Source organism: Mycobacterium sp. IS-1264 (assembly GCF_001954195.1).
In the GTDB taxonomy this organism is placed as follows: Bacteria; Actinomycetota; Actinomycetes; order Mycobacteriales; family Mycobacteriaceae; genus Mycobacterium.
Genome location: NZ_MBES01000002.1, coordinates 77,635 through 92,373 on the forward strand (window position 1 = coordinate 77,635; position 14,739 = coordinate 92,373).

Here is a 14,739-nt window from a genome sequence, read left to right on the forward strand (position 1 = left end):
GGCCTCAGCCGCGCTTGGCCAGCCACTCGGCCTGCATCACCAACAGCCTCATGACCTCCAGCTGCGGGGTGTCGGGGTCGAGCTCGCGGTAGCGCTGATAGACGTTGACGACGACGCGCTCGGCGTCCAGCCACGTCTCGTACTCGCCGAGATCGATGGTGTCGGCCGCCTCGGACCACGACATGCCCTTGCAGTAGGCCTCCTCGGCCTGCTTGGCGACGTGCGCGAGATAGCCTCGGACGGTGCGGATTCCGTCGGGATCGGTGACCGGCCCGTGGCCGGGCACCACGATGGGTGCGTCCATGGCGATCATCACGTCGCAGGCCCTGATCCAGTTGGCGATGGGGCCGGCCCACACGATCGGGGTGCAGCCGATGAACAGCAAATCGCCGCCGAACAGCACCCCGGCGTCAGGCACGTGCACCACCGAATCCGCGGCAGTGTGTGCCGGACCCAGGTTCAGCAGGTTGACCTGCCGGTCGCCGACGTCGATGGTCAGGTCGCCCTCGAACGTATGGTCGGCGTTGCGCAGCTTGATGCCGCTGAAATCGAAGTGCCCGAAGCGGTCTCGCGTGTACGGCGTCGCGATCGGGCCGAGGTTGGCGGTCTGCGCCATGGCCAGCATCTCGGGTGCCATCCCGTGTGCGATCTCGTCGGCCGTGCCCCGGGCGGCGATGATCCGCACCGAGGCGTCGAGCAGCTGATTGCCGTGCGTGTGGTCGCCGTTGGAATGCGTGATCAACGCGTCGGAGATGGGCGCGCGGTCGGTGATGGGCCGCATCGCGTCGAGCATTTCGCGGGTCAGTGCCAGGTCGAACAGGGTATCGACGAGCAGTGACGCGCCGTCGCCGGCGACCAGGCCGGCGTTGCTCCAGCCGTAGCCGCCGTCGGGCAGGGTCCAGGCCCAGACGCGTTCGGCGACCTCGTGCAGCCCGCGGGTGTAGGGCACCCGCGCGGGTGCCCGGTTGACCCGGGGCGCAGCGGGTTTGGCGTCGGGATTGGGCCGGGCGGGCAGCGGGTGCGGCGCGGCGCTGGCACGGACGGTTTGCCGGGTCTCCCCCAGCCCCTGGACCTTCAGGGTCACCACGTCGCCGTCATGCAGCCAGCCGGGAAAGGATTCCAGTGCCGCCGGGTTGAGATGTTCGACCAGCGTGCAGGTGGGCACCGTGCCGGAGCCGATGACGTCACCGGGACGCAGCATCACCCCGCGGGACACGTAGGAAATGACTTCGCCGAAGCTCCAATCCATTTGGGCGGTGGACCCGGAGCCGATCATCGTATCGTTCACCAGGGCACTCACCTTCAGATCGAGCTTGCCGCCGCGGCGGTACCCCTCGAGCTCGTCGGGCGTCACAAGATAGGGGCCCAGGGTGACGCCGCTGTCCTTGCCCTTGCCCTGGCCGATCGCCAGTTGGCTTTCCAGCTGCTGCAGGTCTCGGGCCGACCAGTCGTTGAAGATCGTGTAGCCGATGATGGCCCGTTCGGCTTCCTCCACGGTCATGTGCTTGCCGCCGGTGCCGATGACCGCCGCGATCTCCAATTCGAAGTCCTGCCAAGCACTTCCGGGCGCGCTCGGCGCGTCGTCGTAGGGACCCAAAACCGTTGCCGGGCAGGCGAAGTAAAACGCCGGGATGCGGTACCAGGTGTCGGCGAGGACCCGGCCGGCGCCCAGCGCGGCCTGGCAGTTGCGCATGTGATCCAGAAAGCACAGCGAGTCGCGGATCGAGGGTGGGCGCGGGATCGGTGCCGCCAAGGTCACGTCGCCCAGCTGCACCACCGCCGCCGGTGAACGCTGCACGTCCTCGCCGGCTTGCCGCAGCCCGTCCGCGCCGCGCCCGATCAGCTCCAGGAGCGTGACGCCGGGTGGCATCGCGTGGATCGTATCGCCGGAAAGGACCCCGGCGCGCTCACCGTCGGCACCCCGATACGTCACCCATTTCATTCGCGCACCACCTCATCTGGTTTCTTGTCCGGTCGCAGCCCACGCCAACTCGATTGGCGCAACCGGTTATCCGGTGTCCACTCGCTGTAGCGCACCTCGCCGACCAGCACCGGATCGACGTACGTCACTCCCCGCGCTTCGCTCCTGGGAAGCGGCGGGTCGAAAGGCGATTCGTCGGTATGCAACGGCGCCAACGTCTTCTTCAGGTTCGCCAGGTCGCGTTCGGTGAAGCCGGTGCCAACCTTGCCCGCGAAATGCAGACCGCCGTCACCGGGGATGCCCATCAGCAGCGAGCCGATGCCGCTGCTGCGCCCGCCCTCCCCGGCCTTCCAGCCGCCGATGATGACTTCCTGGGTGTTCCAGTTCTTGTCCTTGATCCACGACGCCGAACGCCGGCCCGGCTGATAGGTGGAGTCACGTTTCTTCCCGACGACGCCCTCCCACCCGTGCTTGCGTGAGTGCTCGAGGGCCTGGGCGCCGTCGCCGGGCAGGAGGTCGGGAACGATCAGATTGCCCGCGCTGGCAAGGATTTCCAGCAGCTTTCGCCGGTCTTGGTAGCGTGCCCGCAGCAACGAGCGGCCGTCGAGGTAGAGCAGGTCGAACGCCCAGTACTCGACGCGGGAACCGCGGCCGCGGTTCTGCATCCCGTGGAAGCTGGGCACCCCGGCCTCGTCCAGAATGACGGCCTCGCCGTCCAGCACCACGTGATGATCGGCTAGATCGGCTGCAAGCGAACGTAATTCGGGATATTCCTTGGTGACTTCGCGGCCGCGTCGGGACCGTATCCGCAAGTCGCCGTGGTCGACCTCCACCAGGAGCCGGTAGCCGTCCCATTTGCCTTCGAACGCCCACTGGCCGGCCGTGCGGGCAGCCACCGAACCCTCCGAGGCGAGCATCGGGGTGATCGCATCGAAGTCGAAGACCTTCTGGTCCTTCATCCGGTGCGCCAGCCATTGGTCGCCGTTGGTTTGAATCAGCGCGTAGCGCCCGGAGATCCGATTGCCGTGGAGGTTGACGATGACCTCGTCGTCGAGAAACTTTTCGGCCTCGTAGGTTCCGGCATCCCAGATCACCACCTTGCCGGCGCCGTATTCGCCTTTGGGGATGTTGCCCTCGAACGAGCCGTATTCCAGCGGATGATCCTCGGTGTGCACCGCCAGGTGGTTGACCGACGGGGTCTCGGGCAGGTTTTTCGGCACCGCCCAGGACACCAGCACCCCGTCTCGCTCCAGCCGGAAGTCGTAGTGCAGCCGGCGCGCGTGATGCTCCTGAATGACGAACGAATTGCCCTGGCCGGTAACGGGTTTCCCAGTCGGCACTGGCTCGGGAGTCTTCGACGCGTCCCGCATGCTGCGGTATTTGCTCAGCCGGTCACTGACGGGTGCGTCGGCGTCGAGCGCGTCCAGCAGATCGCCATCGCGGGCCACGCGGTCGAGCACCTCGTCGTAGCGCAGCTGGCCCACGGAGGGGTCCTCGAGTTCCTGCCACGTGCGCGGCGCCGCGACCGTCGGATGTTCGCGCCCGCGCAGCGAGTAGGGCGCGATGGTGGTTTTCGCGCCGTTGTTCTGGCTCCAATCCAGGAACACCTTCCCGGCCCGCAGGCTCTTGGTCATCGTCGACGTGACCAACTTGGGCATCGCCTTTTCCAGTTGCTGCGCAACACGTTTGGCCAGCACCGAGGCGCCTCTGCTGCTGACCGGCTCGGCAAGCGGCGCGTAGAGGTGCAGTCCCTTGCTGCCGCTGGTGAGTGGGAACGTGGTGAGCCCGATGTCGGCGATCAGATCCCGCACGGCGTGCGCCACTTCGCACAGTTGGACCATCGTCACGCCCTCGCCCGGATCGAGGTCGAACACCAGTCGAGTCGCCGGGCCGGGCTTGAGTTCTTCGGCCTTGCTTCGGGTCCACTCGGCGACGAACCGCCATTGCGGCACGTGCACCTCCAGTGCCGCCTGTTGCGCGATCCACGCCAGCCCGTCGGGGCTGTCAATGATCGGATACGTGGTTGTTCCGGACCGGTGCGTCACGCTGGCGCGCGGCAACCAGTCGGGCGCCGACGACGCCAGCTGTTTCTCGAAGAACGAGTCCTGCTCGACGCCGTTCGGCCAGCGCTTGCGGGTTGCCGGGCGCCCGGCGATGTGGGGCAGCATCACCTCGGTGATGCGGGTGTAGTAGTCGAAGACGTCGGCCTTCGTGGTTCCGGTGGCCGGGTACAGCACCTTGTCGGCATTGGTCAGCTTGACCCGCGCCTGGGCACCCATGGTTTCAACGTACGTCTTCGGCGGCTCGGGTCGGTACCGTCGACGTTGTGGTTCCGCTGAGCAGCGCCACCCTGGGACAACTGTCGATCGCGACGCCGTCCTATGACCGTGACCGCGTGCCGGTCGGCATCGCGCATGTCGGCGTCGGCGGCTTTCACCGCGCCCACCAGGCGATGTACATCGACAGCTTGCTGCGGCGGGGTCTGGCACGAGACTGGGGCATCTGCGGGATCGGGGTGCTGCCGGAGGACCGCCGGATGAGGGACGTACTGCGCGCCCAGGACGGCCTGTACACGCTGATCCTGGAGCACCCCGACGGCAGCCGCGACGCGCGGGTCATCGGCTCGATCGTCGACTACCGCTATGCGCCCGACGACCCGCAGGCGACGATCGAGCTGCTGGCCGCACCGACGACCCGTGTCATCTCGATGACCATCACCGAGGGCGGCTACCGGATAAGGGACCCCGATTCGGTTTTCGGGCTGATCGTCGAAGCCCTGGCGCGCCGCCGCGACCGCGGCATCGCCGCACCGACGATCGTGTCGTGCGACAACATCGAAAACAACGGCGAGGTCGCGCGCCGAGCCGTCATCGACCACGCCGAACTGCTGCGGCCGGGCCTGGCCGATTGGATCGCCGAGACAACCCGGTTCCCGTGTTCGATGGTGGACCGCATCACGCCGGTCACGACGCCCGACATCATCACCGCAGTGGAACGCGACTACGGCGTCGCCGACCGGTGGCCGGTGGTGGCCGAGGAGTTCGCCGCCTGGGTCCTCGAGGACGACTTCGCCGACGGCAGACCGCCGTTGGATGCGGCGGGTGTCCTGCTCGTCGACGATGTGGAACCGTACGAGTCGATGAAGCTGCGACTGCTCAACGCCGGTCACCAGTGTCTGTGCTACTTCGCGTGGCTGTGCGGCTACCGCATGGTCCACGACGCGGCTCGAGACCCGTTGTTCGCCGAGTTCCTGCTCGCCTACTTCGATTCCGAAGCCATTCCGACGCTGCGGCCGGTGCCCGGCATCGATCTGTGCGCCTACACCCGGACGCTCGTCGAGCGCTTCGCCAACCCGGGACTGCGTGACACCGTGGCGCGGTTGTGCGCCTACTCCTCGGATCGAATCCCGACCTGGCTGCTGCCGGTGATCCGCGACAACCTGCGCACCGACGGGCCCATTCGGCTCGCGGCGGCGACGGTCGCAAGCTGGGCCCGCTACGCCGAGGCGGTCGACGAGCGCGGCGAACCGGTCGAGATCGTCGACCAACTAGCCGAATCGCTGGTGCCGCTGGCACGGTCGCAGCGGGAGCACCCGACGGCGTTCATCGAAAACACCTCCGTCTTTGCGGATTTGGCGCGTGAGCCACGGTTCGTGGCCGCATACCGCTGGGCCCTGGACTCGTTGCACCGCGACGGGGCGCGAGCCACGCTGCAGGCGTTGGTGCGATGAGCCGCGGGCTGGTGATCGGCGAAGCGTTGATCGACACGGTCGGGGCTGCCGAGCACGTCGGCGGGAGCCCACTCAACGTCGCGGTCGGCTTGGCCAGGCTCGGGCGCGACATCGATTTCCTGACCCACATCGGCGACGACGAATCCGGCCGGCGCATCGTTGACTACGTCGAAACCTCAGGCGCACAACTTGTTTCGGGAAGCACCTCGGCGTCCCGGACGCCGACCTCGGTGGCGACCATCGCCGACGACGGGTCCGCGTCCTACGCATTCGATTTGGAATGGCAGCTTTCCGGAACGCCCGAAGTCGGGCCGCCGCTGTTGGTCCACACCGGCTCGATCGCTGCCGTGCGTGAGCCGGGGTGCTTGGCGGTCGCGGCGCTGCTCGACACCTATCGCGTGTCGGCGACCGTCGCGTTCGACCCCAATGTCCGTCCGTCGTTGATCGTCGATCGGGACCTGGCCCGCGAGCGCATCGTGCATCTGGTCGAACGCAGCGACATAGTCAAGGCCAGTGAGGACGACCTGCGCTGGGTCGATCCCGAGCACGAGCCCGAATGGACCGCCCGGACCTGGCTGGCGTCCGGACCCGCGATCGTCGCCGTGACGATGGGCGACCGGGGTGCGCTGGCGTTCTGCTCGCAGGGCCAGGCGCAAGTGGCCGCCAGGCGCGTTCAGGTGGTCGACACCGTCGGCGCCGGCGATGCCTTCATGGTGGGGCTGCTCGACACGCTCTGGGAGCTGAACCTGTTGGGCGCAGATCGGCGAGCCGCGCTCGACCGGATCGGGCTTGACGCGCTCACCGCCGCGCTGGAGGCCGCGACCCTGTCGGCGGCGCTGACCGTCGCGCGCGCCGGCGCCGATTTGCCCGATAGGGCGGCCCTGCGGGCGCAATCCTCCTTCCCTCCTGGCCGTTCCACCTAGAAATCGGCCTCTGCGGGTCCGCCGCCCTGTTTTGCTACGGGTGGTATGGGCATACTGACTGCATGCGCTCCATCTGGAAGGGTTCGATCGCGTTCGGGCTGGTGAACGTTCCGGTGAAGGTGTACAGCGCCACCGAGGACCACGACATCAAGTTCCATCAAGTGCACGCAAAGGACAACGGCCGCATCCGGTATCAACGAGTGTGCGAGCTGGACGGCGAGGTCGTGGAATACCGTGACATCGCGCGAGCATTTGAGTCCGACGACGGCCAAATGGTGGTCATCACCGACGACGACCTCTCCACCTTGCCCGAAGAACGCAGCCGCGAGATCGAAGTGCTGGAGTTCGTCCCGGCCAGCGATGTCGATCCCATGCTGTTCGACCGCAGCTACTTCCTGGAGCCGGATTCGAAGTCGTCCAAATCGTATGTGCTGCTGGCGAAAACGCTCGCCGAGACCGACCGGATGGCGATCGTTCACTTCACGCTGCGCAACAAGACGCGCCTGGCGGCGTTGCGCGTCAAGGACTTCGGCAAGCGCGACGTGATGGTGATTCACACGTTGCTGTGGCCCGACGAGATCCGGGATCCCGACTTCCCGGTTCTGGACAAGAAGGTCGACGTCAAGCCCGCGGAACTCAAGATGGCCGGGCAGGTGGTGGAGTCGATGGCCGAGGAGTTCAACCCGGACCGCTACCATGACGACTACCAGGAACAGCTCCACGAACTGATCCAGGCGAAACTCGAAGGCGGCGAGGCGTTTACCACCGAGGAGCAGCCCAAGGACCTGGACGAGACCGAAGACGTCTCCGACCTGCTCGCCAAGCTGGAAGCCAGTGTGAAGGCGCGTTCCGGGGACGGCCAGGCGCCCGCCAAGAAGACTCCGGCGAAGAAGACGAGCGCGAAGAAGGCACCGGCGAAAAAGACGACGGCGAAGAAGACAACCGCCAAGAAGACCCCCTCAAAGGCGGGGTCGAAGTCCTGAACCGTTAGCGCCGCAAGGTTGCGACGAAGCGGAACGCCGCGGCCAGGATGTTGATGACGGCCACGATGATGATGAGCGTCAGCGCCGCACCCCAGATTCGCAGGTAACCGGAATGCTGCGGGTTGGTGAGTTCGGTGTAGATCAACAGCGGCAGCGAAGCCATATTGCCGTTGAAGATGTCCGCGTTGATTGAGCGGCTGTATCCGACGAGCACCAGCACCGGCGCGGTTTCGCCGATAACCCGCGCGACGGCGAGCAAGACACCGGACAAAATTCCGGGCATCGCGATCGGAAACACAATCCGCACAATGGTTTTCCACTTGGGGACACCCAACGCGTAGCTGGCTTCTCGCAGCTCGTCGGGCACCAACCGCAGCATTTCCTCGGTCGAACGCACCACAACCGGCAACATCAGCAACACCAACGCCAACGACACGGCGAACGCGCTCTGCGGGAATCCCAGGGTGGCAATCCACAGGCTGAAAATGAACAGCGCCGCCACGATCGAGGGAACACCGGCAAGCACGTCGACCATGAATGTGGTCACCCGTGCTAACCAGCCGGAACTGTATTCCACGAGAAACACCGCGGTCATCAAGCCGAGCGGCACGGCCAGCACGGCCGCCACCCCGGCCTGAGCCAACGTCCCATACAGCGCGTGGTAGATGCCTCCGGTGAACTCTTCCGGCTGCACTCCGTGCAGGGAGTGCGTCCACCAGCCCGACCGTGTTACGGCGTACCAGCCCCGCGCGATCACCACCGACAGCAGCCACACCAGCGGTACCAGCGCGATAGCGAACGAGGCGAGGAAGAACGTTGTCGCGGCATAGTTTTTAATTCGCCGTTTGGCGCTGAGCGGCCGAAACACCACGGCCTTCACCGGCCGGTTGAGCGTCTCCACCGTCATGCGTTGACCTTCCCGCCGGCGATCGCGCGGGCGGCCGCGTTGACCACGAACGTCAGGACGAACAGCGCGAATCCGGCCGCGATGTAGGCACCCGTCGGCAGCGGCTCGCTGAATTCGGATGCGGCGGAGGCGATCTTGGAAGCGAACGTGTATCCACCGTCGAACAGCGACCAGTTTCCGGGCCGCGCGGCCGAGCGCAAGATGATGAGCACCGCCACGGTTTCACCCAGGGCGCGACCCAACCCCAGCATCGACGCCGCGATGACACCGCTACGCCCGAACGGCAGCACGGTCATCCGTACCACCTCCCACTTGGTCGCCCCGAGCGCCTGCGCCGCCTCGATCTGGATCCGCGGCGTCTGCCGGAACACCTCTCGCGATACCGAGCTGACGATCGGCAGGATCATCACCGACAGCACGATGCCGGCGGTGAAAATGGTGCCGCCGCCGGCCAGGGAAACGTTGCCGTGCTTGAACAGGAACAACCAGCCCAGGTTGCGATTGAGATAGGTCGCGACGGGCTCGAGCTTGGGGGCCAGCACGAAGATGCCCCATAACCCGAAGATGATCGACGGCACCGCGGCCAGCAGGTCGACGATCGCCCCGAACGGACGCGACAACCGTTTCGGCGCGTATTGGGTGAGAAACACTGCGATCCCGACGGCGACGGGCACCGCCAAGACCAGAGCGAACACCGAGCTAAGCACCGTGACCATCAACAAGTCGCGGATACCGAACGCCAAGTGCTGCGCGTGGACGGTGTCGAAAGTTGCGCTGGTGAAGAAATTCGCGTGGTTGGCGCGCAGCGAGGGGATGGCGCGAATCAACAGGAATATCGCGATCAGTGCGATCGCGGCGACGATCATCGAGCCCGCGGCCGCGGCGACGGACTTGAACAGCCGGTCACCGCGCCGCGCCTTGCGCGGATCGATCGCCGTCAGCGCAGGTTTCGCCCCGAGGGGGGTGGCAAGTGTTTCTCGGGCCATCAATCCCCGATCACGCGATGGCGTTGACCGAAGCCGACAACCTCGACTTGAACGCGTCCGGGATCGGAATATATCCGTTGTCCCCCAAGCCATTCTGTCCGCCGCCGATGGTGCTCTGCAGGAACGCCTTTACGGCCGTACCGACCTGGGGGTCGGGATACTTGGAGCAGACAATCTCATAGGTAGCCAGCACGATCGGATAGGAGCCGGGCTGCGTCGGCTTGTAGAACGAGAGCGTGTCGAGCACCAGGTCGTTACCCTGACCTTTGATGGTGGCCCCGGCGATCGTCTTGCCCACCGAGTCGGTGCTGATGGCTACCGCATCCGGGCCGGCCGACGTCACGATCTTTGCGATGTTCAGTTTTTGCGCCGTGGCGAAGGACCATTCGTTGTAGGTGATCGACCCTTCGGTGGCTTTGATTGCCGCCGAGGTGCCGTCGTTGCCCTTCGCACCCTCGCCGATACCGCCGTTGAACGTCTTCCCGGCGCCCTTGCCCCACGCGCCGTTGGACGCGGCGTCGAGATACTTCTGGAAGTTGTCGGTGGTCCCGGACTGGTCGTTGCGGAACACGACGTGAATCGGCTCGGCGGGCAGGTTGACGCCGGCGTTCAGACCGGCGATCGCGGGATCGTTCCAGGTGGTGATCGCGCCGTTGAAGATCCTCGCCGCCGTCGGCCCGTCCAGGCTCAGCGAAGTCAGGCCCTTGACGTTGTAGGTGATCGCGATCGGGCCGAACACCACCGGCAGGTTCCACGCCGGTGAGCCACAACGCTGCTGCGCGGCGGCGTATTCATTCGGCGCCAGCGGTGAGTCCGACCCACCGAAATCGGTTTGATTGCCGGTGAATTCGCTGATCCCCGCGCCCGAACCATTGGCCGTGTAGTTCAGCGTCTGACCCGGGCAGGTCTGTTCGAATGCGTTGACGAAGCGGGTCATCGCATTGGCCTGGGCAGTCGACCCGCTGGCCTTCAGCGTCTTCTTCCCGCCGCAGGCCACACTCGCCGACGACGTGGCGCTCGTTGCGCTTCCGCCGGTGGCGTTGTTGTCACTGCCGCACGCCGACAACACCAGCGCGCCGGCGGTCAGAACGCTCAGGATGGCGCCAAATCGATTGGGCTTCAATTCAGTTCCTTCAGAAGAGTAACGGTGTGTGGGTCGCCGCCGCTCTTAGCCGCGGACAGCCGACCTGCTGTCTTCCTCGCAGCCATGAAGCTAACAGTAACAAGGTTAACGTTCGGCGAATTTTGCTCGCCGTCATCGTGGGCACCGCCGGTCGAGCGAATTTAAGCCAACAGCCGCCGGCCTGCTGAGGCCCGACGTGGCCGCCGTCACACTCACAGCGCCCGTATGTCAAACTAGAACCTGTTTCAGAAATGCCGCTAATCGAGACGGCGCGGCTTGCTACCGTCTCATCCGATAACTCAAAAAGAGAGGCCGCAATGATCCTTGACAGGTTCCGTCTCGATGACAAAGTCGCCGTCATCACTGGTGGCGGCCGTGGCCTCGGCGCGGCCATGGCACTGGCTTTTGCCGAAGCCGGCGCCGATGTCCTCATCGCCTCGCGTACGCAATCTCAACTAGATGCCGTCGCAGAACAGGTCCGCGCCACCGGCCGGCGGGCGCACACAGTGGCCGCCGATCTGGCCCATCCCGAGGCAACCGCGCAGCTGGCCGGTGCGGCCGTCGAGGCCTTCGGGAAGCTCGACATCGTCGTCAACAACGTCGGCGGGACCATGCCCAACACGTTGCTGACCACTCCGACCAAGGACCTCAAGGACGCGTTCACCTTCAACGTCGCCACCGCCCACGCCCTGACGGTCGCGGCGGTGCCGTTGATGCTGGAGCACTCCGGTGGCGGCAGCATCATCAACATCACCTCGACCATGGGCAGGCTGGCCGGACGCGGCTTCGCCGCCTACGGCACCGCCAAGGCGGCGCTGTCGCACTACACCCGGCTGGCCGCGCTGGACCTCTGCCCGCGCATCCGGGTCAACGCCATCGCGCCGGGATCGATCCTGACCTCCGCGCTGGACGTGGTGGCCTCCAACGACGAGCTGCGCGAGCCGATGGAGAAGGTGACGCCGATGCGCCGCCTCGGCGATCCCGTCGACATTGCCGCTGCCGCAGTGTATTTGGCTTCCCCGGCCGGCAGCTTCCTGACCGGCAAAACGCTAGAGGTCGACGGTGGCCTCACCTTCCCGAACCTCGACATCCCCGTCCCGGACCTGTGAGGAGCCACTGATGGCCATACCCGTCGTTCAACTGGGCACCGGCAACGTCGGCATCCACGCGCTGCGCGCCCTGATCACCAACCCCGAGTTCGAGCTCACCGGTGTCTGGGTCTCATCGGATGCCAAGGCGGGCAAGGACGCGGCAGAGCTTGCCGGGCTTGCGGATTCGACCGGCGTGTTAGCCAGCACCGACCTGGACGCCGTCCTCGCCACCGGGCCGCAATGCGCGGTGTACAACGCGCTGGCCGACAACCGGCTGCCCGAGGCGCTGGAGGACTACCGGCGCGTCCTGGCGGCCGGGATCAACATCGTCGGCAGCGGCCCAGTGTTTTTGCAATACCCGTGGCAGGTGATCCCCGAGGATCTCATCAAACCCTTGGAAGACGCAGCGCGCGAAGGGAATTCGAGCCTGTACGTCAACGGGATCGACCCGGGTTTCGCGAACGATCTGGTGCCACTGGCATTGGCCGGGACCTGTCAGAGCATTCAACAGATTCGCTGCATGGAGATCGTCGACTACGCCACCTACGACAGCGCCGCGGTCATGTTCGACGTCATGGGGTTCGGAAAGCCGATGGACGACATCCCCATGCTGCTGCAGCCCGGCGTGCTGAGCTTGGCGTGGGGATCGGTAATCCGGCAATTGGCTGCGGGCCTGGGTGTTTCGCTCGACGAGGTCACCCAGACGTACATTCGCGAGCCGGCTCCCGAAGACTTCGACATCGCGTCGGGCCACATCCCCAAAGGCAGCGCCGCGGCGCTGCGCTTCGAGGTGTTCGGAATGGTCAACGGCGACCCTGTCGTCGTCGTGGAACACGTCACCCGATTGCGAGAGGATTTGTGCCCCGACTGGCCACAGCCGGCCCAGGAAGGCGGTTCCTATCGCATTGAGGTCACCGGCGAGCCGTCCTATGCCATGGACATCTGCCTGAGCAGCCCCAACGGCGATCACAACCACGCCGGACTGGTCGCAACCGCCATGCGGGTAGTCAATGCGATCCCGGCGGTGGTGGCCGCGCCGCCCGGCATCGTCACGACGCTCGACCTGCCCCTGATCACCGGCCGGGGCCTGTACGTCCCGGGGTGAAGCCGCATTAACAATTAGCTAAGTGTTCGGCTAACCTCACTTTTATATTCGGGTAAGTGAAGTGAGGGTCGATCCGTTGGCGCAAGGCACCCAGGCCTCGCTCAAGACGAGCTGGTATTTGCTCGGTCCTGCGTTCGTCGCCGCCATCGCCTACGTCGATCCCGGAAACGTCGCGGCCAACGTCAGCGCCGGCACCCAATTCGGCTACCTCCTGTTGTGGGTCATCGTCGCGGCCAATGTGATGGCCGGCCTGGTGCAGTATCTGTCGGCGAAACTCGGGCTGGTGACGGGACATTCGCTGCCCGAGGCAATCGGCACGCGGATGAGCCGTCCGCTCCGGCTCACTTTCTGGGCGCAAGCCGAAATCGTGGCAATGGCAACCGATGTGGCCGAAGTCATCGGTGGCGCAATAGCCTTGCGCATCCTGTTCGGTTTGCCGCTACCGCTCGGCGGGGTGATCACCGGAGTCATTTCGCTGCTGCTGCTGACGATCAGGGATCGCCGCGGGCAGCTTCTGTTCGAACGCGTCATCACGGGCTTGCTGCTCGTCATCGCCGTCGGATTCGCGGCCAGTTTCTTCGTGGCCACGCCGCCACCCGAAGCCGTCATCAGCGGATTGGTGCCTCGTTTCCGTGGCACCGAAAGCGTGCTGCTGGCCGCGGCGATCTTGGGCGCCACCGTGATGCCGCATGCGGTGTACCTGCACTCGGGTCTGGCCCTGGACCGGCACGGGCATCCCGAGGCGGGCCAACACCGACGCTGGCTGCTCCGCGTCACCCGGGTGGACGTCGTGCTGGCCATGGCGGTGGCCGGGACGGTGAACGCGGCGATGCTGCTGGTCGCCGCCATCAACCTGCAGGGCCGCGAAACCACCGGCTCCATCGAGGGTGCGTACGCCGCGGTCCATAACACGTTAGGCGTGGCGATCGCGGTGCTGTTCGCCATCGGATTGCTGGCGTCCGGGTTGGCGTCGGCATCGGTGGGCGCCTACGCCGGCGCCATGATCATGCAGGGATTGCTGCACCGCTCGATCCCCATGCTGGTGCGGCGATTGATCACGCTGTGCCCGGCCGTGGCGATCCTGGCGTTCGGTGTCGATCCCACGCGAACCCTGGTGCTCTCGCAGGTCGTGCTGTCCTTCGGCATCCCGTTCGCTGTGCTTCCGCTCATCCGGTTGACCAGCAATCGCACGCTGATGGGTACCGACGCCAACCACCCCGTCACGACGGCTATTGGCTGGACGGTCGGAGTAATGATCAGCGCGCTTAACATCGCGCTGATTTGGCTGACGTTGACCGGCTGAGCATCCGCGCAAGGTTGTCTCGCGGACGACCTGCCTAGATATGCACTCCGGATCCGGCCGTGAGGCCCGTTTCATTCATGTGTCCCCATCCGCCCCCGGCGCCGCTACGAAAACGTCTTCAAAAAAATGGTCCGAGTCCCCTCCGGTGCTTCCTCCTACCTATGACAACGGCCCACCCGGGGCCGAGACCTACACAAAGGAGCACCTGATGACAACCGACCACGACTTCGATCCAACCGCACTTGCACCACGCGGCGAAGAACCCACCGCGGCGTACGCCTGGGCGTCAAGCCCGCTCGGCGACCCGACCGATTCGGCCTCACACCTTCCGTCAGAGCACGAGTTTCCGCTTGCGCCCGACCAGATCGCCCCCGAGCCCAAGCCGAAGTCCATCAACAAGACGATGGTGGCCGCCGGCTTGATCGGCCTGATCAGTGCGGGCACCGCGCTCGGAATCGCCCTGTTAGGCGGCTCCTCGCAGCCGCAGCACGTCGCGGTCGCGTCGGGTTCCAGCGCGGTGCCTGCCGCGGCTCCCGCATCGGTCGCACCGGCACCGGTGGTCGTCGCCGCGCCCGATGGCGGCCAGCTCTCGATTGCGCCCGCCGGCCAGCAGCTGGGTGCTGCGACCGCTGCGGCCGTAGCCGTGCAACGACACCGCGACGTCGAC

At 65.9% G+C, this 14,739-nt stretch carries 11 protein-coding genes and 1 pseudogene; 6 read left to right on the forward strand and 6 right to left on the reverse strand.

Going from position 1 to position 14,739, the window contains the following annotated elements; genetic code table 11:
- Window positions 1-4: 4 nt before the first annotated feature.
- The gene (locus A5744_RS00370) at window positions 5-1,942 is read right to left on the reverse strand and encodes a fumarylacetoacetate hydrolase family protein (protein WP_076057617.1); all 1,938 of its coding nucleotides are present in this window, start codon (window positions 1,940-1,942) and stop codon (window positions 5-7) included.
- Window positions 1,939-4,200 carry an ATP-dependent DNA ligase gene (locus A5744_RS00375; RefSeq protein WP_076057618.1) on the reverse strand — a complete coding sequence of 754 codons (2,262 nt, stop codon included), beginning with the start codon at window positions 4,198-4,200 and terminating at the stop codon, window positions 1,939-1,941. Before A5744_RS00375 ends, A5744_RS00370 begins: the two co-directional genes overlap by 4 nt.
- Window positions 4,201-4,247: 47 nt before the next feature.
- On the opposite strand from A5744_RS00375, the gene A5744_RS00380 reads away from it, so the two are divergent.
- From A5744_RS00380 to A5744_RS00390, 3 genes are all read left to right on the forward strand, one after another.
- Complete coding sequence (locus A5744_RS00380) at window positions 4,248-5,651, forward strand: mannitol dehydrogenase family protein (protein WP_076057619.1); 1,404 nt, start codon at window positions 4,248-4,250, stop codon at window positions 5,649-5,651.
- The gene (locus A5744_RS00385; RefSeq protein WP_076057620.1) at window positions 5,648-6,574 is read left to right on the forward strand and encodes a carbohydrate kinase; all 927 of its coding nucleotides are present in this window, start codon (window positions 5,648-5,650) and stop codon (window positions 6,572-6,574) included. The genes A5744_RS00380 and A5744_RS00385 overlap by 4 nt, the downstream gene beginning before the upstream one ends.
- Window positions 6,575-6,636: 62 nt before the next feature.
- Window positions 6,637-7,557, forward strand: coding sequence for a Ku protein (locus A5744_RS00390; RefSeq protein WP_076057621.1), 921 nt, complete (start codon window positions 6,637-6,639; stop codon window positions 7,555-7,557).
- Window positions 7,558-7,561: 4 nt separating this feature from the next.
- Here the strand turns inward: A5744_RS00390 and pstA are convergent, their stop codons facing one another.
- Genes pstA through pstS form a run of 3 tightly spaced genes read right to left on the reverse strand, consistent with a single transcriptional unit; the run spans window position 7,562 to window position 10,573 of the window.
- Window positions 7,562-8,464 (reverse strand): phosphate ABC transporter permease PstA, encoded by a 903-nt coding sequence (pstA, locus tag A5744_RS00395; protein ID WP_076057622.1) that lies wholly within the window; start codon window positions 8,462-8,464, stop codon window positions 7,562-7,564.
- Window positions 8,461-9,450 (reverse strand): phosphate ABC transporter permease subunit PstC, encoded by a 990-nt coding sequence (pstC, locus tag A5744_RS00400; RefSeq protein ID WP_076057623.1) that lies wholly within the window; start codon window positions 9,448-9,450, stop codon window positions 8,461-8,463. Before pstC ends, pstA begins: the two co-directional genes overlap by 4 nt.
- Window positions 9,451-9,460: 10 nt before the next feature.
- Window positions 9,461-10,573, reverse strand: coding sequence for a phosphate ABC transporter substrate-binding protein PstS (gene pstS, locus A5744_RS00405; protein ID WP_076057624.1), 1,113 nt, complete (start codon window positions 10,571-10,573; stop codon window positions 9,461-9,463).
- Between the two features lie 317 nt (window positions 10,574-10,890).
- Between pstS and A5744_RS00410 the strand changes: the two genes are divergently transcribed.
- From A5744_RS00410 to A5744_RS00420, 3 genes are all read left to right on the forward strand, one after another.
- On the forward strand, window positions 10,891-11,682 hold the full coding sequence (locus A5744_RS00410; protein ID WP_076057625.1) for an SDR family oxidoreductase: 792 nt from the start codon (window positions 10,891-10,893) through the stop codon (window positions 11,680-11,682).
- Window positions 11,683-11,692: 10 nt separating this feature from the next.
- On the forward strand, window positions 11,693-12,769 hold the full coding sequence (locus A5744_RS00415) for a diacylglycerol kinase (protein WP_076057626.1): 1,077 nt from the start codon (window positions 11,693-11,695) through the stop codon (window positions 12,767-12,769).
- 76 nt (window positions 12,770-12,845) lie between these two features.
- Window positions 12,846-14,072 carry an Nramp family divalent metal transporter gene (locus A5744_RS00420; protein WP_076057639.1) on the forward strand — a complete coding sequence of 409 codons (1,227 nt, stop codon included), beginning with the start codon at window positions 12,846-12,848 and terminating at the stop codon, window positions 14,070-14,072.
- A 577-nt stretch (window positions 14,073-14,649) separates the two neighbouring features.
- Here the strand turns inward: A5744_RS00420 and A5744_RS24530 are convergent.
- Window positions 14,650-14,739: pseudogene (locus tag A5744_RS24530) on the reverse strand (hypothetical protein); the annotation flags it as partial.